The sequence below is a fragment of the Citrobacter sp. Cpo089 genome, assembly GCF_030332695.1.
GTDB lineage: Bacteria > Pseudomonadota > Gammaproteobacteria > Enterobacterales > Enterobacteriaceae > Citrobacter > Citrobacter portucalensis.
This window is the reverse complement of record NZ_JAOWHJ010000056.1, coordinates 53939-73470: the sequence shown is the minus strand read 5'-3', so window position 1 is coordinate 73470 and position 19532 is coordinate 53939. Positions and strand designations below refer to the sequence as shown.

At 49.7% G+C, this 19532-nt stretch carries 22 protein-coding genes and 1 pseudogene; 17 read left to right on the top strand and 6 right to left on the bottom strand.

The window, feature by feature from the left end; translation table 11 throughout:
• From OGX92_RS12480 to OGX92_RS12455, 6 genes and pseudogenes are all read left to right on the top strand, one after another.
• A pseudogene (locus OGX92_RS12480) lies at window positions 1-345 on the top strand (hypothetical protein); the annotation flags it as partial.
• A 13-nt stretch (window positions 346-358) separates the two neighbouring features.
• Window positions 359-829 carry an SRPBCC family protein gene (locus OGX92_RS12475; protein WP_286586607.1) on the top strand — a complete coding sequence of 157 codons (471 nt, stop codon included), beginning with the start codon at window positions 359-361 and terminating at the stop codon, window positions 827-829.
• A gap of 208 nt (window positions 830-1037) precedes the next feature.
• A complete protein-coding gene (locus OGX92_RS12470; RefSeq protein ID WP_286586606.1) occupies window positions 1038-2180 on the top strand; it encodes a transglutaminase-like domain-containing protein in 1143 nt (380 codons plus the stop codon).
• Window positions 2158-2514, top strand: a complete 357-nt coding sequence (locus OGX92_RS12465; protein WP_286586605.1) for a hypothetical protein — start codon at window positions 2158-2160, stop codon at window positions 2512-2514. Before OGX92_RS12470 ends, OGX92_RS12465 begins: the two co-directional genes overlap by 23 nt.
• On the top strand, window positions 2511-2792 hold the full coding sequence (locus OGX92_RS12460) for a heavy-metal-associated domain-containing protein (protein ID WP_286586604.1): 282 nt from the start codon (window positions 2511-2513) through the stop codon (window positions 2790-2792). The genes OGX92_RS12465 and OGX92_RS12460 overlap by 4 nt, the downstream gene beginning before the upstream one ends.
• Window positions 2793-3001: 209 nt before the next feature.
• Window positions 3002-3667, top strand: a complete 666-nt coding sequence (locus tag OGX92_RS12455) for a YecA/YgfB family protein (RefSeq protein ID WP_286586603.1) — start codon at window positions 3002-3004, stop codon at window positions 3665-3667.
• Between the two features lie 26 nt (window positions 3668-3693).
• Here the strand turns inward: OGX92_RS12455 and tyrP are convergent, their stop codons facing one another.
• The gene (tyrP, locus tag OGX92_RS12450; protein WP_003833907.1) at window positions 3694-4905 is read right to left on the bottom strand and encodes a tyrosine transporter TyrP; all 1212 of its coding nucleotides are present in this window, start codon (window positions 4903-4905) and stop codon (window positions 3694-3696) included.
• A gap of 225 nt (window positions 4906-5130) precedes the next feature.
• On the opposite strand from tyrP, the gene OGX92_RS12445 reads away from it, so the two are divergent.
• Window positions 5131-5370 (top strand): YecH family metal-binding protein, encoded by a 240-nt coding sequence (locus OGX92_RS12445; RefSeq protein ID WP_003034586.1) that lies wholly within the window; start codon window positions 5131-5133, stop codon window positions 5368-5370.
• Between the two features lie 45 nt (window positions 5371-5415).
• Here OGX92_RS12445 and ftnA read toward each other — a convergent pair whose 3' ends face one another.
• Together ftnA and yecR are read right to left on the bottom strand one after the other, a co-directional pair.
• Window positions 5416-5913, bottom strand: a complete 498-nt coding sequence (gene ftnA / locus OGX92_RS12440) for a non-heme ferritin (RefSeq protein WP_003833905.1) — start codon at window positions 5911-5913, stop codon at window positions 5416-5418.
• A 194-nt stretch (window positions 5914-6107) separates the two neighbouring features.
• A complete protein-coding gene (yecR, locus tag OGX92_RS12435; RefSeq protein WP_008785081.1) occupies window positions 6108-6443 on the bottom strand; it encodes a YecR family lipoprotein in 336 nt (111 codons plus the stop codon).
• Window positions 6444-6710: 267 nt separating this feature from the next.
• Between yecR and OGX92_RS12430 the strand changes: the two genes are divergently transcribed.
• The gene (locus tag OGX92_RS12430) at window positions 6711-7349 is read left to right on the top strand and encodes an RpiB/LacA/LacB family sugar-phosphate isomerase (protein WP_003034591.1); all 639 of its coding nucleotides are present in this window, start codon (window positions 6711-6713) and stop codon (window positions 7347-7349) included.
• A 33-nt stretch (window positions 7350-7382) separates the two neighbouring features.
• Here the strand turns inward: OGX92_RS12430 and OGX92_RS12425 are convergent, their stop codons facing one another.
• The gene (locus tag OGX92_RS12425) at window positions 7383-8804 is read right to left on the bottom strand and encodes an MFS transporter (protein WP_286586602.1); all 1422 of its coding nucleotides are present in this window, start codon (window positions 8802-8804) and stop codon (window positions 7383-7385) included.
• Window positions 8805-8933: 129 nt separating this feature from the next.
• Here OGX92_RS12425 and OGX92_RS12420 point away from each other — a divergent pair, with 129 nt between their 5' ends.
• Window positions 8934-9185: a DUF2766 family protein gene (locus tag OGX92_RS12420; protein WP_003034595.1), complete on the top strand. Its 252-nt coding sequence runs from the start codon at window positions 8934-8936 to the stop codon at window positions 9183-9185.
• A 139-nt stretch (window positions 9186-9324) separates the two neighbouring features.
• Here OGX92_RS12420 and OGX92_RS12415 read toward each other — a convergent pair whose 3' ends face one another.
• The gene (locus OGX92_RS12415) at window positions 9325-9828 is read right to left on the bottom strand and encodes a non-heme ferritin-like protein (protein WP_003034597.1); all 504 of its coding nucleotides are present in this window, start codon (window positions 9826-9828) and stop codon (window positions 9325-9327) included.
• A 553-nt stretch (window positions 9829-10381) separates the two neighbouring features.
• Between OGX92_RS12415 and OGX92_RS12410 the strand changes: the two genes are divergently transcribed.
• The 6 genes from OGX92_RS12410 (at window position 10382) to otsA (ending at window position 17270) form a co-directional block, all read left to right on the top strand.
• Window positions 10382-10939 carry a DJ-1/PfpI family protein gene (locus OGX92_RS12410; RefSeq protein ID WP_003833898.1) on the top strand — a complete coding sequence of 186 codons (558 nt, stop codon included), beginning with the start codon at window positions 10382-10384 and terminating at the stop codon, window positions 10937-10939.
• A 318-nt stretch (window positions 10940-11257) separates the two neighbouring features.
• Complete coding sequence (locus tag OGX92_RS12405; RefSeq protein WP_003833897.1) at window positions 11258-12247, top strand: arabinose ABC transporter substrate-binding protein; 990 nt, start codon at window positions 11258-11260, stop codon at window positions 12245-12247.
• Window positions 12248-12379: 132 nt separating this feature from the next.
• A complete protein-coding gene (gene araG, locus OGX92_RS12400; protein WP_125112498.1) occupies window positions 12380-13894 on the top strand; it encodes an arabinose ABC transporter ATP-binding protein AraG in 1515 nt (504 codons plus the stop codon).
• 14 nt (window positions 13895-13908) lie between these two features.
• Window positions 13909-14895: an L-arabinose ABC transporter permease AraH gene (araH, locus tag OGX92_RS12395; RefSeq protein ID WP_003034609.1), complete on the top strand. Its 987-nt coding sequence runs from the start codon at window positions 13909-13911 to the stop codon at window positions 14893-14895.
• 175 nt (window positions 14896-15070) lie between these two features.
• Complete coding sequence (otsB, locus tag OGX92_RS12390) at window positions 15071-15874, top strand: trehalose-phosphatase (protein ID WP_286586601.1); 804 nt, start codon at window positions 15071-15073, stop codon at window positions 15872-15874.
• Entirely contained in the window at window positions 15849-17270 is a 1422-nt protein-coding gene (gene otsA, locus OGX92_RS12385) for an alpha,alpha-trehalose-phosphate synthase (RefSeq protein ID WP_286586600.1), read from the top strand. The genes otsB and otsA overlap by 26 nt, the downstream gene beginning before the upstream one ends.
• 17 nt (window positions 17271-17287) lie before the next feature.
• Here otsA and uspC read toward each other — a convergent pair whose 3' ends face one another.
• The gene (gene uspC / locus OGX92_RS12380; RefSeq protein ID WP_063940887.1) at window positions 17288-17716 is read right to left on the bottom strand and encodes a universal stress protein UspC; all 429 of its coding nucleotides are present in this window, start codon (window positions 17714-17716) and stop codon (window positions 17288-17290) included.
• Window positions 17717-18509: 793 nt separating this feature from the next.
• Between uspC and flhD the strand changes: the two genes are divergently transcribed.
• The gene (gene flhD, locus OGX92_RS12375; RefSeq protein ID WP_003034622.1) at window positions 18510-18851 is read left to right on the top strand and encodes a flagellar transcriptional regulator FlhD; all 342 of its coding nucleotides are present in this window, start codon (window positions 18510-18512) and stop codon (window positions 18849-18851) included.
• Window positions 18848-19432, top strand: coding sequence for a flagellar transcriptional regulator FlhC (gene flhC / locus OGX92_RS12370; protein ID WP_008785071.1), 585 nt, complete (start codon window positions 18848-18850; stop codon window positions 19430-19432). Before flhD ends, flhC begins: the two co-directional genes overlap by 4 nt.
• Window positions 19433-19532: the final 100 nt, after the last annotated feature.

The following is a 19532-nucleotide window of genomic DNA, read 5'->3' as shown; positions in this document are numbered from 1 at the left end:
ACAGCTGATAGAAACAGAAGCCACTGGAGCACCTCAAAAACACCATCATACACTAAATCAGTAAGTTGGCAGCATCACCATATTCGTCATCTGCAACGCGAAGGGACAACAACCACAGTTGGTAAGGAAAACCTTGCAGGACGGGCGACGACGCACGTATCTGTGGTTGGGCCTGGAACAATGGCGGTTGATGGAGTACATCGTTATGACGTCTGGCTGGATAATTATCACGGACTCCCTGCCAAAGTGATCAGCTATGCGCCAGATGAGCAGCGATTAGAAACCGTGCTTCTGGATGCTATGGTCATTAACATCCGTTTTCCCGCCAATTTCTTCTCGCCTTGAGGGAGTCTGTATTATGGCTAACTATCGGTTTTCCACTGTCTGGCGGGTTGAGGCTTCTATTCAGGAGGTATGGGATATTTTTTCTCATCCCGATCAGTGGCCTGAATGGTGGGAAAGTCTGGAACGCATTGTTGAGATTAAAAAAGGTGATATACAGGGCATTGGGGCGCTGCATCGTTATACCTGGAAAGGAGCGCTTCCTTATCGCTTAACCTTTGACATCAACGTGTTGAATATTCTGCCCTGCTCGCTGCTTGAGGGGCAAGCCAGCGGGGCGGTTGAAGGGCGAGGCGTGTGGTCTTTTTCTGCCAGTGGCGCAGAAACCATCGTCAGATATGACTGGAATGTTCGCACCACGATTCGCTGGATGAATTACCTGGCTCCGCTGGCGGCACCCGTTTTTCGCTGGAATCACGATATGGTTATGCGCGAAGGGGCCAGAGGGTTAGCCCGTAAGCTGGCAACGAATGTTTATATATTTTGAACTCGCTCTCACGGCTGTACTTTTTGCCTGCCTATGGCTTACTATCTGTCGCGCAGTTTCTTATTTCATTCACAGTTAACAGGTCTGTTATTGATGAATAACCTCCATCGGCTCACCTTTTTATGTCAGCGTCTGTCTGCTGTGATGATCGCACACGGTTTTTACCTTCTTAGCCGTAGCTCAACTCTTACAACATGGACAGACAGCAATGCAACGTCGACAATTTCTCAAAAATAGCGTTCTCCTTTCCGCCGCCGGTTTAGTCGGTCCTGCGGTTATTAGCCAGACGGTTCACGCCGCTGAGCCATCCGTTGCACCAGTCGCGCGTCGGCGCTTTGTGTTATCCCAGACGTATAAACTTAACCCTCCTAAGGGATCGAGCGGCGTGGTAAAACTGTGGATCCCGCTTCCGGTAGATACCGCGTTTCAACAAATGACGGCGCTTGCCTTTAGCGGAAACTACAAGCATGCGTACGTTACCACTAATAATACTTATGGCGCGAAAACGCTGTTTGCCACCTGGCCTGACTCGCAGGGCGAACTGTTGATTGACGTTGATATCGACATTGAAACCGCCGACTGGGAGCCGCTGAAGCAGGATGCGCTGAAAACCTGGCAAGCGCCGGAGCAGATTATTTATCCGCTGGATGTAAAACCGTACCTACTGCCGACGACACATACCCCAGTTGATGGGCAGGTTCTGGAAACCGCACGTAAAATTACCGGTAATGAGCAGGATCCGCTGAAAAAAGCACGCCTGATTTACGAGTGGGTGAGTAGCCATATGGAGCGCGATAACGACGTTATCGGCTGCGGCACGGGGGATGTGGCGGAGATCTTAAAAAGCGGTAAGCTCAAAGGAAAATGCACCGACATGAGCTCCGTTTTTGTTGCTCTGGCACGGGCCAGCGGTATTCCGGCACGCGAACTGTTTGGCATCCGTCTGGGTAAAGCCAATAAGCTCGAACGCTACTCGAAAAGCGCTTTTGGCAAAGCTGACAGTGCAGGTGTCGCTGATGTGAGTGGCGGACAACATTGTCGCGCCGAATTCTATCTGGCCGGTTACGGCTGGTTACCGTGCGATCCTGCTGATGTGACCAAAATGCGTCTGGCAGAGAAAAAGTCGCATCAGGACGCCGATGTCCAGGCGGTAAACACTTACCTGTTTGGTAACTGGGAAATGAACTGGGTTGGATTCAACTACGGGCGTGATTTCGAGCTGTATCCGGCAACGGAGCAGGGAGCCATGAACAACTTTGGCTATCCTTACGCTGAAGTCGATGGTGACCCGATCAATTTCTATGATCCTAAAGCGTTCTCCTACAGCTATGTTGCCACAGAACAACGCTAAAGGGGCGGGACTCACCCTGTTGACGGCCGCGGCGGCTGCCGTCACCGCTGGCTTATGCTGCGTTGGACCGCTGCTCTATCTGCTGTTTGGTATTTCGGCGGCGAGCTTTGCTGTTTTCACCCAGTTTGAGTTTTTGCGAATTCCCCTGATGCTGGTGTCATTGGGTTTATTACTGCGCGTCTTCTGGCGGCTCTATTTTTCCAGGCGGCTGTGGTGTTCCGGATGGTTAACGTTGAAGCAAGCGCGCGTTCTCTACTGGTGCGCGTTGGCGTTGATTTTGCCGGTGCTATTTTATCCAACGCTCGTTGCCTGGTTTTATGAGGTATTTGAATGAAGATCTTCACGCCAGTTGCATGCCTGCTTCTGCCGCTGTGGGCTCAGGCGGCCAATCAAAAAGTGGTGCTTGATATACAAAATATGACCTGCTCGTTATGCGTTATTTCGGTCAATCAGGCGCTACGTGAAACCTACGGTGTGATTAAAGCAAAATCCTCCCTAAAAACCCGACAAGCAGAAGCGATTGTGCCAGAAGGTTTCCCAACCGATACTTTACTTAACGCGGTAGCGAAAACGGGCTATACCGCAACGCTCAACCGTATTGAACAACAGTAAACCACCTACGGGTGGTTTTATTGTGTTTTCCCGGTATGATGCCCGGCGGCTTAGTGTTCTCTTTTGTGCGTTAACTTCCGGAATTCCACGCGTTTCCTGTTAACCTGAACAGGCGGCAGCTGTATGCCGCATATGCCCATTTTTATCTGTTATCCCTCCAGCCATGTAGGATGATCACAGGCAAGATTTTTTGACTAAGGAAAAGCGTTATGAAAACGGGACCATTAAACGAGAGCGAACTGGAATGGCTGGATGATGTACTGACTAAGTACAATACAGACAAGGCTATTCTGGATGTGTCAGAACTGGATGGTTTGCTGACAGCGGTGCTGAGTTCACCGTATGAAATTGAACCAGAGCAGTGGCTGGTCGCGATTTGGGGCGGCGCGCAGTATGTCCCTCGCTGGTCCTCCGAAACAGAAATGACGCGTTTCATGAACCTGGCGTTTCAACATATGGCGGATACGGCCGATCGTCTGGATGAATATCCTGAGCAGTTTGAGCCGCTGTTTGGTTTACGTGAAATTGACGAGCATGAACTGACCATCGTTGAAGAGTGGTGCTTTGGTTATATGCGCGGCGTCGCACTGTCAGACTGGTCCGCGTTACCGGACACGTTAAAACCAGCACTTGAAGCTATTGCGCTGCACGGTACGGAAGAGAACTTTGCGGTGGTTGAGAAACTAACGCCGGAAGCGTTTGAAGAGAGCGTCGATGCCATCCGCCTGGCAGCGCTGGACCTGCATGCTTACTGGATGGCGCATCCTCAGGAAACGCCGGTCAAAGTACCGGTGAAAGTGGATGCCAAAGTAGGGCGAAATGACCCTTGTCCGTGTGGCAGCGGCAAGAAATATAAGCAGTGCTGTTTGCACTAACAGAAAGGGGCGAAAGCCCCTTTGTTTTAACCCACTTCTGGTAGTAATCCTGCTGCAATAGAAAACTGTACTGCTATCACCACAATGCCGCACAAAAATACCAGCGCCAGCGCCGGAGCACCGCCTGCTACGCGGTAGTTGGCCTGCGGATTATGTTTTCTGCTCTGCCAGGCCAGCATCGAGGGAATGAGCAGCGCCAGCACCGCCAGGGCAACGCCCGCATACCCTAATGCCATGACAAAACCACGCGGATAGAACAGCGCGAATGCCAGCGGCGGCAGGAAGGTCACCGCGCCGGTTTGCATTCTTCCCGCTACGGTATTGCGGCGCTGGAAGAGGTCGGCCAGGTAGTCAAATAATCCCAATGCAACGCCGAGGAAAGAGGTCGCCAGCGCGAGGTCAGCAAACAGATGCACCGCCAGTTCGACGTGCGGCGAAGCCACGACTTCACGCAATGCCTGCAATAAGCCATTTAAGCCTGCGTGGTTGGCTAATAGCCCCATGAACGTTGTCGAGTTAATGCTGCCAAGCGTCGCCAATTGCCAGAAGATATAGGCGACCAGAGGAATAGCGCTACCCGTAATAAACACCCAACGCAGTTTACGAATGTTACCGTTCATATAGCTGACGATACTGGGAACACTGCCGTGAAAACCGAATGAGGTGAAGATGACCGGGATTGCGGAGAGCGCCAGCCCCTGTTGCAGCGGCAGCGTAAGCAGGTTCACTTTATGAATATGCGGCATTAACAGAGCCAGCATCGCCACCAGGAAGATTATCTTGGCACTGAATAGCAGACGGTTGAACAGATCGACCAGCGAGGTCCCAACACAAACCACGCCACCGGCAACAAAGGTGAACAGCAGTACACCTGTCGTCGGAGATATATTTGTTCCGGTCCAGTCACTGATGCTGGAAGCCAGCAGTTCACCTGCACCACTGATGTACGCCGCCGTCAGGGCATACATTAAAAACATCATGCTAAAGCCCGTTACCCATTGTCCGTAACGACCAAGATAACGTTTTGCCAGCGTGCCCAGCCCGGTGTCTGCCGGAACATGTTGATACACTTCAAGCAGCAACAGCGCGGTGTAGCACATCAACGCCCAAAGACTGACTAACAATACCAGCGTGACGCTAAACCCCACGCCTGCCGCAGCCAGCGGCATTGCCAACATACCGGCACCAATCGTGGTTCCCGCCACGATAAAAATACTACCCAGGGTTCTGTTTTTCACGCTTTCCTCTGTCCCAGAGATAATCAATGGTTATATCTGCGGCGCAGATTAAGGCAAAACGCTATTTTCGTCAAATCACCGTTACAATGGCTGTACATTAATCTTTACGATGCTTTGACCGTTAAGGTGTATAACAAATGACATTTATCTGCTGATAAACCTGCGTTAGCGCAAAGCGACGATGTGCGGTTCACATTAGGCTACGGACTTTATTAAGGAGGTAGTATGGAATCTATTCACGGTCACGAAGTGCTCAACATGATGATTGAATCTGGCGAGCAGTATTCAAATGCCAGCCTTGAAGCGGCGATTACGGCACGTTTCGGCGAGCAGGCGCGTTTTCACACTTGTTCTGCGGCGGATATGACAGCAGGCGAGTTGGTGGCGTTTTTAGCGGCGAAGGGAAAGTTTATTGCAAAAGAAGACGGCTTCTCTACGCACGAAAGCAAGATCTGCCGTCACTGATTTCAAGGGGTAATGATGGCGGACTGCCATCATTGCCCTAAAATATTAATTCTGTGTATCAAGCGTAGCCAGTTCTTTGTCGATGAAATAAAGACCTTCGCCGCTTTTTCCTGCCAGCGACAGCTTATCAATAACAGATTTAAATAATTTCTCTTCTTCATGCTGCTCTGCAACATACCATTGCAGGAAATTAAAGGTTGGATAATCCTGGTGGGTCATTGCCGCGTGTGCCAGCTCATTAATTTTCTGGGTGATTAACTGCTCGTGTTCGTAAGTAACACGGAACAGTTCATCCAGAGACGCATATTCAGCAAAGGGTGAAGAAACGGTATTAATACGCGGCAAACTGCCGGTATCGGTCAGGTAGTCGAACAGACGCTGCATGTGCGTCATCTCTTCCTGAGCGTGACGGCGCAAAAATGCGGCGGCACCTTCGAAGCTGTGATAGCTGCACCACGCGCTCATCTGTTGGTAGAGCAGAGATGAATATAATTCAAGATTCATTTGCTCATTCAGTTGGTTGATCATTTCTGTTTTCAGCATGGTTCTGCTCCACAAACGTTATTATATATTGACGTGGCGCCACTATAATTTGTTATTTAATTATTTGCAAAAGGTAAAATAATAAATTTATTTATTAAAAATGCGAATGGGAATAAAACGCATTAACGATATTAAACGGAGGATATAAATAATAAAGTGGTAAAAGACCAGCAAAAATGAGCTGGTCGGAAATATTAATAATTGAAAGAAGGTGATTGGGGCACCGCGACACCATGACACTGCCAGGCGAGTGTAATTTTGGTATTTAAGCACAGAGAGCCAGCATACACGCTACAGGTTGACACCGGCTGACCAAACGCTTCTGCGCTGGCATAGCCCAGGCGCTGACACTCTTTGGTGGCTGTCCCTTGGGTAACGTAGTCATCGGTACGTGCTGTTTGTAACATGGCCTGATTATAAGTGAGGCGAACCACACCAGTGATGGCGCTGGCTTCGCTGACCTGTGCCTGTTTTGTGATTGTGCATCCTGTCAGCATGAGCGGCAAAAGCGCCAGGATAAAAGTCTTCATGAGATCGCTCTGAAAGTTCGAAGATACACTATCATGGCATACAGAGACCCTCATCAATGGCTTGAATAGCCCGAAGATCACCTGCGATTAATCACAACGAGGTCATTTGTTTGCGGCAATTCTGAACTGTTCAGACAGGAATGTGAGCGCAACTTTGTTTTTTAAAACTAAATTTCATTAAATTTGAAAGTGTGATTGCAAAATAGTAATGTGGCTGAATGTTATGACTTTCACCGGGCTACCGCAGCGCATTCAGGAGAGTACAGAATGAAAATTGCATTGATGATGGAAAACAGCCAGGCAAGCAAAAACGCCATCATCCATAACGAGCTTAAGGCCGTTGCGGATGAGAAAGGTTTTCCGGTCTATAACGTTGGGATGAGCGACGAAAATGATCATCATCTGACCTACATCCATTTAGGCATTATGGCCAGCATCTTGCTTAATTCCAAAGCTGTAGACTTTGTTGTTACAGGTTGCGGTACGGGCCAGGGGGCAATGATGTCACTGAATATCCATCCGGGTGTGGTGTGTGGTTATTGCCTTGATCCTGCAGATGCGTTCTTGTTCTCTCAGATTAACAACGGCAACGCGCTTTCTCTGGCATTCGCCAAAGGTTTTGGCTGGGGTGCTGAGCTGAATGTGCGCTATATGTTTGAAAAAGCGTTCACCGGGCGTAACGGTGAAGGCTACCCACCGGAGCGTAAAGAGCCGCAGGTGCGTAACGCCGGTATTCTGAATCAGGTGAAAGCGGCTGTGGTAAAAGAAAATTATCTGGACACGCTGCGCGCGATCGATCCTGAACTGGTGAAAACCGCTGTATCAGGCCCGCGCTTCCAGCAGTGCTTCTTTGAAAACTGCCAGGACAAAGCAATCGAAGCGTTTGTACGCGAGGTGATTGGCTAAATCCTGTTGGCCCGGCGGCGTTCACCCTCCGGGCTACCTGTTCTTGTTCGATACTGCGCTTCCTGCATCACGGGTGAGCCGCAGCGTATCCACCATACCTACCAGACAAATAATGGCAATAGCGACAAAGGCCAGCCGGAAACTGATCCCCGGAATATTGCCCAATGCCAGCTTTTCACTGACCACATCGCCAATGCGGATGCCAATAGCGGCTAAAGAAATGCCCAACCCCACCGCTAATTGTGTCGCCATACTGAACAGCGTATTAGCGTAGCTCATTTGTGCCGCGGGGACGTCAGCGAAGGCAAGTGTGCTGACGCCGGTAAACTGAATTGAGCGGAACACGCCGCCCAGATACAACACCAGCAAAATAACCCACACAGGGGTCTGTGGTGTAATTAATGCACAGGCCAGCAGCGCCAGAACGTTAAGTGCACCGTTAATCAACAGCAGTTTCTTAAATCCCAGCCAGCGTATCAACGGTGTGGTGGCAGGTTTAATCGTCAGATTGCCGACAAATACCGCCAGTACCAGCGAACCCGCGTGAAAAGCGTTCATGCCAAAACCTACCTGAAACATTAACGGCAGCAGAAACGGCACGGCGCTGATAGAGGCACGAAACAGCGATCCGCCATACATGGTGACGCGAAAAGTAGGGACGTTCATGGCATCAAGGCGAATCATTGGCCAGGCGGTGCGATGAAAATGATGCAGGGCAAACAGAAAGGTCACTGTTCCTAGCGCCAAAAGTCCGGCGGTCAGCCAGCCCTGAGGCTGTTGGGTTCCCAGTAACTCCATGGCATACACCAGGCTCACCATCGCAACAGAGGTTGCGATAAATCCCGTTATATCAAATGGGCGGCGCTCGTCGTCATGAATATCCGGAATAAAACGTAGCGCCAGCGCAATCGCCAGTATTCCTAGCGGTACATTAATGAAAAAGATCCAGCGCCAGTTGGCATAGCTGGTAATGAATCCGCCAAGGGGAGGGCCAATGATGGGTGCGACTAACGCGGGCCAGGTCAGGGTCGCAATAGCGGTGATCAACTGATGTTTAGGCGTGGTTCGTAATACCGCGAGTCGGCCAACCGGAACCATTAGCGCACCACCTATACCCTGTAAGATTCGCATGGCGACAAAGCTCTCAAGGCTTTCGGACAAACCGCATAAAACCGAGGCGAGAGTAAATATCGCCAGTGCAAGGGTAAACACCTTTCGGGCGCCGAAGCGATCCGCAATCCAGCCGCTGGCGGGGATCAGTACCGCGAGGGTGATCAGATAGGCGCTGATACCTATGTTTAGGTCAACTGCCTGCACGCCAAAACTTTTCGCCATGTCGGGCAGTGCGGTGGCAATCACCGTGCCGTCAATAAACTCCATAAAGAAAGCCCCGGCAACCAGTAATGCCGCCGGGGATAGACCGCGTTTGTTCTCAACCGCAAAATGTTCACTCATGTTGTGCTTGCCATCTCAAAAGAAACTGACTGGAACTATTTTTATTTTCAGCGCATTCGGAAGGCATGCGCGGCTATCGTTTCGTTCGTTGAATGGGTACTATGACGACCTTTCTATAAGGAGCTCACTATGTCCCAAACACTGAATGCCGATCAGGAACTGCTCTCGGACGTTGTTGCCTGTCAGCTGGTTATCAAGCAGATTCTGGATGTTCTTGATGTTATTGCCCCAGTAGAAGTTCGGGAGAAAATGTCCAGCCAGCTGAAAAGCATCGACTTTTCCAGCCATCCTGCAGGTGCCGATCCGGTCACTATGCGCGCAATACAAAAAGCGGTTGCCTTGATCGAGTTGAAATTCACGCCGCAGAATGAATCTCACTAAAATAAACCGTTGTTTCAGGTTTTAGAAAGGTTTTTTTGCGCCTCGCAGAATGAGAGGCGTGAGCGTAGAGAAAATTAAGCACCAGCCGGATAAGGTGCGTCGCATCGTTATCCGGCATTAACACGATGAAAATTGAAGATTAGTGATGTTGATAGTTCACGACGTTCAGCAGGTGCTTATCGGTTTGCGCCATGCACAGTCCCGCACGTTTAGCGCTGCGGACTTCATCAAGAATCGTCTGTAACAGCACGCCATCCTGCTGCTGCTCTTTTTCCAGATCGTGAAGAAAATCAATGGTTGTTGCATCATTCAAGGCTTCTGCTTCATTAGTTAAGCGTGATAGCTTGCTGTAGCGCTGTTGGTATTCATCCAGCGTTTTCTGAAACAGTTCTTCAAGGGAAGTTAGTTCATCACCCGGAACATCAATAGCCTTGACGATAGGGTTAGCCCCGGCACTTTTCATAAAATTAAACATACGCATCATTTGAGTCACGTTACCTTGCGCCTGGGTGCGTAGAAAGGTTGCGGTGCCAGTCAGGCTGTGTTCGTAGCACCATTCACTAAGATGCAGGTAAAGATTCGATGCGTAGAACTCGAGGTTCATTTGTGTGTTGAGTTTATGAACAATTCCAACTGCAGCCATATCAATATCCTTATTTCCAGAAAGGGGAATGTACGTTACTAACGTCAGTGCAACGGGCTGCCGCTACACGTCACCACTACGTACAATTAAAACTGTTAGCAGAATAAATCCGTTCCGCCGGTCCTTTAGTGATCACGAATTATATTCGCTCCCGATCGAGATTCAGCATAACTCCAGTCCCGACATAAGAAAATCCTTAAATCTGCGTATTTATGATTTTTTACATATTGTCATAGCAATATTAGTGATTTTTCCGCTTGTGCATATAAATGATGTGAATATAACAGATTGATATTTATGGGATTAAAGTAAAATATTGATAATGAAATGATGTTTCATATCACGAAATGGAATTTCACAATCAGGTATTGTCTGTCGCCAGATGATTATCTGGTCTTCGGATGAAGAAATTTCACCATTGACCCGCGTCGGTGAACGCTATCTGCTGGCTAATTTTTTGCGCCAGATCAGTTTTGTGGAAATTAATAAAGTTAAGCGCCTGAATGATTCGGCATTTATTGTTTGGTGTATTTGGAAAAATCGAGGAGTGTGTATGAAAAAGGTTGCCGTGCTACTGGCACCTGGTTTTGAAGAGGCGGAAGCCATTGTTACCATTGATATTCTGCGCCGCCTGCAGATCGAAGTTGAAACACTGGCCTGCGCCGAGTCCCGTGCGGTGGTGAGCTACCATGACGTGCCGATGGTGACGGACAGCACGCTGGCTGCGCGTCAGACGGATCTTTATGATGCCGTTGTGTTACCCGGCGGGCCGCAGGGCAGTGTTAACCTTGCCGCCAGTGAGGCTGTCACCCAGTTTATCGCTCGCCATGACGATGCAGGAAAACTCATTTGCCCGGTGTGTTCTGCGGCGGCGCGTGTGCTGGGCGGCAACGGCCTGCTGAAGGGGCGCCGCTATGTGTGTTCGGGAGATCTGTGGCAAAACGTCGCGGATGGAGAATATATTGATGCGCCGGTTGTTGAAGATGGCAACCTTATTAGCGGCAAAGGGTTAGGGCATATTTTCGATTTTGCTTTCACGCTTTCAGCGCGTCTGCTGGAAGATGACATTCCGGTTCGCGATCATGCTGACCACATTTATTACAGATGGTAATCATTGTGCTCCCGAATGCTTCGGTATTCGGGAACAAGGATTCGTTGGCTGATGTTATGGACTAATCTGCTATCCCTCTTTTTTCCCGTCGACAAAACCGCGTTTTTTTATGTCATTTCCCGCTGAATTTATGTACGCAATTACTGTAATTCTGTGGTGTGATGCCGCTCTCTTATGGAGAATCAATTTCCCGCTAAAAATACTCTCAGCACTGGCATTGATCTTATCAATAAAAGGTAATGCCTTGTTTTACGTCCGAATTACAAAAAATCGTCTGATTTTACCCTACATAAAAGAACGTTAAAGCTGGAGTTAACCATGCACAAATTCACTAAAGCGCTGGCTGCCATCGGTCTGGCTGCCATTATGTCACAATCCGCTATCGCTGAATCCATGAAGCTCGGTTTCCTGGTCAAACAGCCGGAAGAACCGTGGTTCCAGACTGAATGGAAATTTGCCGATAAAGCCGGTAAAGACCTTGGTTTTGAGGTGATTAAAATTGCCGTTCCGGATGGTGAGAAAACCCTTAACGCCATCGACAGCCTGGCTGCAAGTGGAGCAAAAGGGTTTGTGATTTGCACGCCAGATCCAAAACTGGGACCAGCCATTATGGCTAAGGCGCGTGGCTACGATATGAAAGTTATTGCCGTCGACGACCAGTTTGCCAACGCTAAAGGTAAGCCGATGGATACCGTGCCGCTGGTGATGATGGCGGCAACCAAAATTGGTGAACGCCAGGGCCAGGAGCTGTACAAGGAGATGCAAAAACGCGGTTGGGATGTGAAATCCACCGCCGTAATGGCCATTACCGCCAACGAACTGGATACCGCACGTCGTCGTACTTCTGGTTCAATGGAAGCGCTTAAAGCCGCAGGCTTCCCGGAAAAACAAATTTACCAGGTCCCAACAAAATCGAATGACATCCCCGGCGCATTTGACGCCGCCAACTCCATGCTGGTTCAGCATCCTGAAGTCAAAAACTGGCTGATTGTCGGCATGAACGACAACACCGTGCTGGGTGGCGTACGTGCTACCGAAGGGCAGGGCTTCAAAGCACCAAACGTGATTGGTATCGGGATCAACGGCGTTGACGCGGTTAGCGAGCTGTCTAAAGGCGAAGCGACCGGGTTCTACGGTTCACTGCTGCCAAGCCCGGACGTGCACGGCTATAAATCCAGTGAAATGCTCTACAACTGGGTAACGAAAGGTGCAGAGCCACCGGCATTCACTGAAGTGACGGATGTGGTGCTGATTACCCGCGATAACTTCAAAGAAGAGCTGGCGAAGAAAGGCTTAGGCGGTAAGTAACAGAAATGCTGCGATGTTGTAGGCCGGATAAGGCGAAGCCGCCATCCGGCGCAATGCCCGGTGGCGCTGTGCTTACCGGGCCTACGTCCGGCGGTTTTCCAGGCCGGTAAAATTCTGACTCACGGAGACGTTATGCAACAGTCTACCCCGTATCTCTCATTTCGCGGCATTGGCAAAACGTTCCCGGGCGTTAAGGCGCTGACGGATATCAGTTTCGACTGCTATGCCGGACAGGTGCATGCACTGATGGGCGAAAATGGTGCCGGGAAATCAACACTCTTAAAAATTCTCAGCGGTAACTATGCGCCAACAACGGGATCTCTGACGATCCGCGGACAGGAAGTTTCGTTCGCGGATACCACTGCCGCACTCAACGCCGGTGTCGCCATTATTTATCAGGAACTGCATCTCGTCCCGGAAATGACCGTTGCCGAGAATATTTACTTAGGGCAGTTACCGCACAAAGGCGGGATTGTGAACCGCTCGCTGCTGAACTATGAAGCAGGAATCCAGCTGAAGCATCTGGGGATGGATATTGATCCCGATACCCCACTGAAATACCTCTCCATTGGCCAGTGGCAGATGGTGGAGATTGCAAAAGCGCTGGCGCGAAACGCCAAAATTATCGCCTTTGATGAACCAACCAGCTCCCTGTCGGCTCGCGAGATTGAGAATCTGTTTCGCGTTATCCGTGAGCTGCGCAACGAAGGACGTATCATTCTGTACGTTTCGCACCGTATGGAGGAGATTTTTGCTCTCAGCGATGCCATCACCGTGTTTAAAGATGGTCATTACGTCAAAACGTTCTCGGACATGCAGCAGGTCGATCACGATGCGTTGGTGCAGGCGATGGTCGGGCGTGACCTCGGGGATATCTATGGCTGGAAATCCAGACCGTATGGCACAGAGCGTCTGCGGCTGCATGAAGTCAAAGCTCCTGGCGTGCGTACGCCAATCAGCTTATCTGTGCGAAGCGGTGAAATTGTCGGGCTGTTTGGCCTGGTGGGGGCCGGACGTAGCGAATTAATGAAAGGGCTGTTCGGCGGTACGCGTATCACAGCGGGCCAGGTATTTATTGATGAACAGCCTATCGATATCCGTAAACCAAGCCATGCCATTGAAGCGGGTATGATGCTGTGCCCGGAGGATCGCAAAGCCGAAGGGATCATTCCGGTCCATTCAGTGCGCAACAACATCAACATTAGTGCACGGCGTAAGCATGTTCTGGGGGGATGCGTGATCAACAACGGCTGGGAAGAGACCAATGCCGATCACCATATTCATTCACTCAACATCAAAACGCCGGGTGCAGAGCAACTGATCATGAACCTCTCCGGCGGGAATCAACAGAAGGCTATCCTCGGTCGTTGGTTATCGGAAGAGATGAAGGTGATTTTGTTGGATGAGCCGACACGCGGCATTGATGTGGGCGCCAAGCATGAAATTTATAACGTGATTTATGCCCTCGCGGCGCGCGGTGTGGCCGTATTGTTTGCTTCCAGTGACCTGCCAGAAGTGCTCGGTGTCGCCGACCGTATTGTGGTGATGAGAGAAGGCGAAATTGCCGGTGAGTTACTTCATGAACAGGCGGATGAGCGCCAGGCGTTGAGCCTTGCTATGCCTAAAGTCAGCCAGGCTGTAGCCTGAATAAGGAGAGTATGATGTCTTCCGTTTCTACATCGGGTTCAGGTGCTGCGAAGTCGGCGCTAAATCTGGGCCGCATTTGGGATCAATACGGCATGCTGGTGGTGTTCGCCGTGCTGTTCCTGGTTTGTTCCCTCTTTGTGCCAAACTTTGCCACCTTCATCAATATGAAGGGACTGGGGCTGGCAGTATCGATGTCGGGCATGGTCGCATGTGGGATGCTGTTTTGTCTGGCATCCGGTGATTTCGACTTGTCTGTCGCATCTGTGATTGCCTGTGCTGGTGTTACCACTGCCGTAGTCATTAACATGACCGAAAGTCTGTGGATTGGTGTGGCTGCCGGGCTGCTGCTCGGTATTCTGTGTGGCCTGGTGAATGGGTTCGTGATTGCGCGGTTAAAAATTAACGCCCTGATCACGACTCTTGCGACGATGCAGATTGTACGTGGTCTGGCCTACATTATCTCCGACGGTAAGGCTGTCGGGATTGAAGACGAGCGTTTCTTCACACTCGGCTATGCTAACTGGTTTGGTCTGCCGGCGCCTATTTGGATCACGGTCGTTTGTTTCATTGTCTTTGGCTTACTGCTGAACAAAACCACGTTTGGGCGTAATACCCTGGCCATTGGGGGCAATGAAGAGGCGGCGCGCCTGGCTGGGGTTCCGGTTGTTCGCACCAAGATTATTATCTTTATTCTTTCCGGTCTGGTATCCGCCATTGCCGGGATTATCCTCGCATCGCGTATGACCAGCGGCCAGCCAATGACCTCAATCGGTTATGAGTTGATCGTTATTTCGGCCTGCGTGTTAGGGGGCGTTTCGCTTAAAGGCGGCATCGGAAAAATCTCATATGTGGTGGCCGGGGTGCTGATCCTGGGTACAGTTGAGAATGCGATGAACCTGCTGAATATCTCTCCGTTCGCGCAGTATGTGGTACGTGGCCTCATCCTGCTGGCGGCGGTGATCTTCGACCGTTATAAGCAAAAAGCGAAGCGTACCGTTTGATGATTTAAACCCCAACTTTTTAGTCTAGCTTCTGCCCGTCGCCAGCCGCTACCCGGCTGGCGATTGTTTTTACAAATGGCGAGCATGGTCACACTGTCTATACTTATATCCGTCATACATCACCTATATGCCGCGATCCGCGTGGCGTTCTGACCATGATGAGGAGGATAACCGGGTGACAGCATCACTGACTTTACCCCCTGAACAATCTGCAAACTGTGCTTACTTTTTTGATCTCGATGGGACACTTGCTGAGATTAAACCCTTTCCCGACCAGGTCGTTGTCCCGAAGACAATCCTGCAATGTCTACATCAGTTAGCGACGCAGAATGCGGATGCGCTGGCATTGATTTCAGGGCGCTCAATGGTTGAGCTTGACGCACTCACTACTCCGTTTCGTTTTCCGCTTGCCGGAGTACATGGGGCAGAACGCCGTGACATCAATGGTCAGACGCACATAGTAAACCTGCCTGAAGGTATCGAACGTGAAGCCGGGGCGTTATTACACGCAGTGTTGGTGACGTTACCGGGGGCAACACTTGAAACCAAAGGCATGGCCTTCGCGTTGCATTATCGCCAGGCACCCGAACACGAAGCGGCGCTGGTTACCCTGGCTGAAGGCATCACGCGCAGATGGCCGCAGCTTGCTCTGCAGCACGGAAAATGTGTCGTGGAAATAAAGCCTAAGGGCAGCAATAAAGGCGACGCGATAGCTGCATTTATGCAGGAAGCGCCTTTTGCTGGCCGGATCCCTGTGTTTTTCGGTGATGATCTGACAGATGAAACAGGGTTTGCTGTAGTTAACCGCGCTGGCGGTATTTCCGTGAAGGTGGGGATCGGGCCGACGCAGGCGACATGGCGTCTGGATGGCGTCAGGGATGTCTGGCGCTGGCTGGAGAAAATTAACTCTTCGCAGCAAGAACCGAAAGCAACGAATAACAGAAGAGGTGGCTATGAGTCGTTTAGTCGTAGTATCTAATCGTATCGCCTCACCAGATGACAAAGGGAGCGCGGGTGGGCTCGCGGTCGGTGTACTGGGCGCGTTAAAAGCTGCTGGTGGTTTATGGTTTGGCTGGAGTGGTGATACAGGTAATGAGGATAAACCGTTAAAAAAGGTCACGCGTGGCAATATCACCTGGGCCTCGTTTAATTTGAGTGAGCAAGATTACGAAGAGTATTACTGCCAGTTTTCAAATGCGGTTTTATGGCCCGCGTTTCACTATCGACTGGATTTAGTTCAGTTTCAGCGCTCTGCCTGGGAAGGCTACCAACGGGTTAATGCCTTACTGGTAGATAAACTTCTGCCGTTGCTTGGCGATGACGACATTATTTGGGTTCATGATTACCATCTGTTGCCGTTTGCCTGCGAGTTACGTAAGCGCGGCGTGCGTAATCGCATCGGTTTTTTCCTGCATATTCCGTTTCCGACGCCGGAAATTTTTAATGCGCTCCCGCCACATCTGGCGCTGCTTGAGCAAATGTGTGATTTTGATTTGCTTGGTTTCCAGACCGAAAACGATCGTCAGGCTTTTCTGGACTGTCTCGCAGCCCAGACTCGGGTGACCACGCATAAAGATAAGCACCACCAGGCATGGGGAAAAGCGTTTCGCACTCAGGTCTATCCCATCGGTATTGAACCGGATGAGATTGCTCGACAGGCGTCCGGTCCGCTGCCGCCAAAACTGGCACAGCTAAAAGCGGAGCTTAAAAATGTGCAGAATATTTTCTCCGTGGAGCGTCTGGATTACTCCAAAGGCTTGCCGGAGCGCTTTCAGGCCTATGAGGCCTTACTGGAACATTATCCGCAGCACCACGGTAAAATTCGCTATACGCAGATAGCACCGACCTCGCGTGAAGAGGTGCAGGCCTATCAGGATATTCGCCACCAACTGGAAACAAAGGCAGGGCGAATAAACGGCAAATATGGGCAACTGGGCTGGACGCCGCTTTACTATCTGAACCAGTATTTTGATCGTAAATTGCTGATGAAGATCTTCCGCTACTCGGATGTAGGGTTGGTGACCCCGTTGCGCGATGGTATGAACCTGGTGGCGAAAGAGTTTGTGGCCGCACAGGATCCTACTAACCCTGGCGTGCTGGTTTTATCGCAATTTGCCGGGGCGGCGAACGAGCTAACCTCCGCGCTTATTGTTAATCCTTATGACCGGGATGAAGTGGCAGGCGCATTAAACCAGGCGCTGACGATGCCACTTACCGAACGTATCTCGCGCCACGCTGAAATGCTTGAGACTATCGTTAAAAACGATATCGACAACTGGCAGGCGACGTTCATTTGCGATCTTAAAACGGTCACGCCGCGTCGGAGTCAATGCCAACTGCCAGACAATATCTCTTCCTGTTCTAAACTCGCATGAAGTCGTGGCACCGTGGATTAATCTCCAGCTAGCGGAACCAGAAGAACGTCCACCTGGCTGGTATGAATCACGCTTTTCGCTGAACAGGCAGCGCGCGAAAAAAAACTGTGGTTATGGTTGCCGTAAATGACCAGATCAACGGCGTGTTTGCGGCATACATCCAGGATATGTTCATTCAGAGCCCCATAGGTAATAAAGGTATGTTCAATGGGGTATTCTGCTTCTTTGCTAAGTTTGTCGATAAAATCCTGAGTCTCTTCCTGCATGACTTCACGCAGGTCTTCCAGCATGGGGGCAGCAAACTGGTTATACAGTTCGGGGTCTGAGACCAGTGTAATCAGGCTAATTCGGGCGTTGACAGGGCGAGCGATAGAAACCGCCTTGTCTAACAACTGCTGACTTTCAGGGGTGGCGGCAACAGCAACAAGAATGTGCGAATAGCTCATAACTCGCTCCTTTTTTTCAAGAATTATGAGAGGGCTTTTCAGCTTTACTCAGCTTACTCCATACTGCAACGTTTCCTTCCTTCATAGTGTGAATGTCATCATGATTATTCATTAATTATTCTTATAAATAGAATAATCGATTCATATTAGTTGCAGATATGTTCAAGTTACTTAAGTGAAACCCACTGCTAATGAAAACAATGTGTTAATAGAAATTAAACATATATTAACATTTGCAAGGTCGTCACATCGCGGTATTAATTAATCACTCTAAATATTTAACTTATTGTTTATAAAGAATTTAATTAAAAAAGTTTTTTGAGTTAAATATGTGATCCAGCTCGCTATTTCACGGCGTGATATTAACGGATGTGAACAAAATACTATTCGCTTTTATTGCAAGAATATTCGTACATCAGGAATTGAAATGGATGATGGCAGAGTAAAAAATAAGCAAAGTAAAAGCTACGCTGATGGATTTATGTTAAGTGTTTGGCTGGTTTATGTGATCTTGATCACATATTCTTTAAATTCGCAGCATAGCTCCGTTGTATGTGTAACTGACGGCGGGTAGAGTTGCGTCGAATTAGGAAAAATCTTAGACATTTGTAAGAATTGATGTGAGCTTGTAAGGGATGCTGCCTTCTTAAAAGGGAATGTTTAGACAACGCGTAAGTGTCGTCACGCTGCTATGTATTTGACCTTTTGCTTTTTTTTACCGGGCCTTCCCGGCGACATCACGGGGTGCGGTTTTACCGCATGAAAACAATGTTGGTTATTATGGATGCAAATAATGCATACATCCGAGTTGCTGAAACACATTTATGACATCAATTTGTCATATTTATTGCTTGCACAGCGTTTGATCGTTCAGGACAAAGCATCTGCGATGTTTCGCCTTGGTATCAGCGAGGAAATGGCGGACACGTTGGCAACATTAACACTTCCTCAAATGGTCAAACTGGCCGAAACAAACCAACTGGTATGTCATTTCCGTTTCGACGATCACCAGACTGTTACTCGCCTGACGCAAGACTCCCGCGTTGACGATCTTCAGCAAATTCATACTGGTATCATGCTTTCAACACGCCTGTTAAGCGACATCGATGATGCAGCACGTAAGAAAAGGGCTTGATGATGAGCGAAAAAAGCATTGTTCAGGAAGCGCGTGATATCCAGTTGGCAATGGAATTAATCACATTGGGCGCCCGTTTGCAAATGCTGGAAAGCGAAACGCAATTAAGCCGTGGTCGATTAATCAAGCTGTACAAAGAATTACGCGGTAGTCCTCCGCCAAAAGGGATGCTCCCGTTTTCCACCGACTGGTTTATGACGTGGGAACAAAATATTCATGCGTCGATGTTTTGCAATGCATGGCAATTCTTGCTCAAAACGGGTCTCTGTAGCGGCGTGGATGCCGTGATCAAGGCGTATCGGTTATATCTTGAGCAGTGCCCGCAGCCTGAAGAAGGGCCACTGCTGGCGTTAACCCGCGCGTGGACGCTGGTGCGATTTGTCGACAGCGGATTGCTGGAGTTGTCCCAATGCAATTGCTGCGGTGGGAATTTTATCACCCACGCACACCAACCCGCAGGCAGCTTTGCCTGTAGTTTATGCCAACCGCCATCACGGGCCGTAAAAAGACGTAAACTTTCCCAGAATGCTGCCGATATTATTCCACAACTGCTGGATGAACAGATCGAACAGGCTGTTTAACTGATACGGTGTGGATGAGCACTCCAGCAGCGGTAAGCAATTACCGCTGCTTTTTTTTGTCCTGACCTTACGTTAATTGCCCGACTGCGCATCCTGTCAT

Excerpts from the sequence above, each read along its gene's own strand:
- OGX92_RS12475 (WP_286586607.1), top strand. The coding sequence starts at position 359 with ATGGCTAACTATCGGTTTTCCACTGTCTGGCGGGTTGAGGCTTCTATT.
- OGX92_RS12470 (WP_286586606.1), top strand. The coding sequence starts at position 1,038 with ATGCAACGTCGACAATTTCTCAAAAATAGCGTTCTCCTTTCCGCCGCC.
- OGX92_RS12465 (WP_286586605.1), top strand. The coding sequence starts at position 2,158 with ATGTTGCCACAGAACAACGCTAAAGGGGCGGGACTCACCCTGTTGACG.
- OGX92_RS12460 (WP_286586604.1), top strand. The coding sequence starts at position 2,511 with ATGAAGATCTTCACGCCAGTTGCATGCCTGCTTCTGCCGCTGTGGGCT.
- OGX92_RS12455 (WP_286586603.1), top strand. The coding sequence starts at position 3,002 with ATGAAAACGGGACCATTAAACGAGAGCGAACTGGAATGGCTGGATGAT.
- OGX92_RS12445 (WP_003034586.1), top strand. The coding sequence starts at position 5,131 with ATGGAATCTATTCACGGTCACGAAGTGCTCAACATGATGATTGAATCT.
- ftnA (WP_003833905.1), bottom strand. The coding sequence starts at position 5,913 with ATGCTGAAAACAGAAATGATCAACCAACTGAATGAGCAAATGAATCTT.
- yecR (WP_008785081.1), bottom strand. The coding sequence starts at position 6,443 with ATGAAGACTTTTATCCTGGCGCTTTTGCCGCTCATGCTGACAGGATGC.
- OGX92_RS12430 (WP_003034591.1), top strand. The coding sequence starts at position 6,711 with ATGAAAATTGCATTGATGATGGAAAACAGCCAGGCAAGCAAAAACGCC.
- OGX92_RS12425 (WP_286586602.1), bottom strand. The coding sequence starts at position 8,804 with ATGAGTGAACATTTTGCGGTTGAGAACAAACGCGGTCTATCCCCGGCG.
- OGX92_RS12420 (WP_003034595.1), top strand. The coding sequence starts at position 8,934 with ATGTCCCAAACACTGAATGCCGATCAGGAACTGCTCTCGGACGTTGTT.
- OGX92_RS12415 (WP_003034597.1), bottom strand. The coding sequence starts at position 9,828 with ATGGCTGCAGTTGGAATTGTTCATAAACTCAACACACAAATGAACCTC.
- OGX92_RS12410 (WP_003833898.1), top strand. The coding sequence starts at position 10,382 with ATGAAAAAGGTTGCCGTGCTACTGGCACCTGGTTTTGAAGAGGCGGAA.
- OGX92_RS12405 (WP_003833897.1), top strand. The coding sequence starts at position 11,258 with ATGCACAAATTCACTAAAGCGCTGGCTGCCATCGGTCTGGCTGCCATT.
- araG (WP_125112498.1), top strand. The coding sequence starts at position 12,380 with ATGCAACAGTCTACCCCGTATCTCTCATTTCGCGGCATTGGCAAAACG.
- araH (WP_003034609.1), top strand. The coding sequence starts at position 13,909 with ATGTCTTCCGTTTCTACATCGGGTTCAGGTGCTGCGAAGTCGGCGCTA.
- otsA (WP_286586600.1), top strand. The coding sequence starts at position 15,849 with ATGAGTCGTTTAGTCGTAGTATCTAATCGTATCGCCTCACCAGATGAC.
- uspC (WP_063940887.1), bottom strand. The coding sequence starts at position 17,716 with ATGAGCTATTCGCACATTCTTGTTGCTGTTGCCGCCACCCCTGAAAGT.
- flhD (WP_003034622.1), top strand. The coding sequence starts at position 18,510 with ATGCATACATCCGAGTTGCTGAAACACATTTATGACATCAATTTGTCA.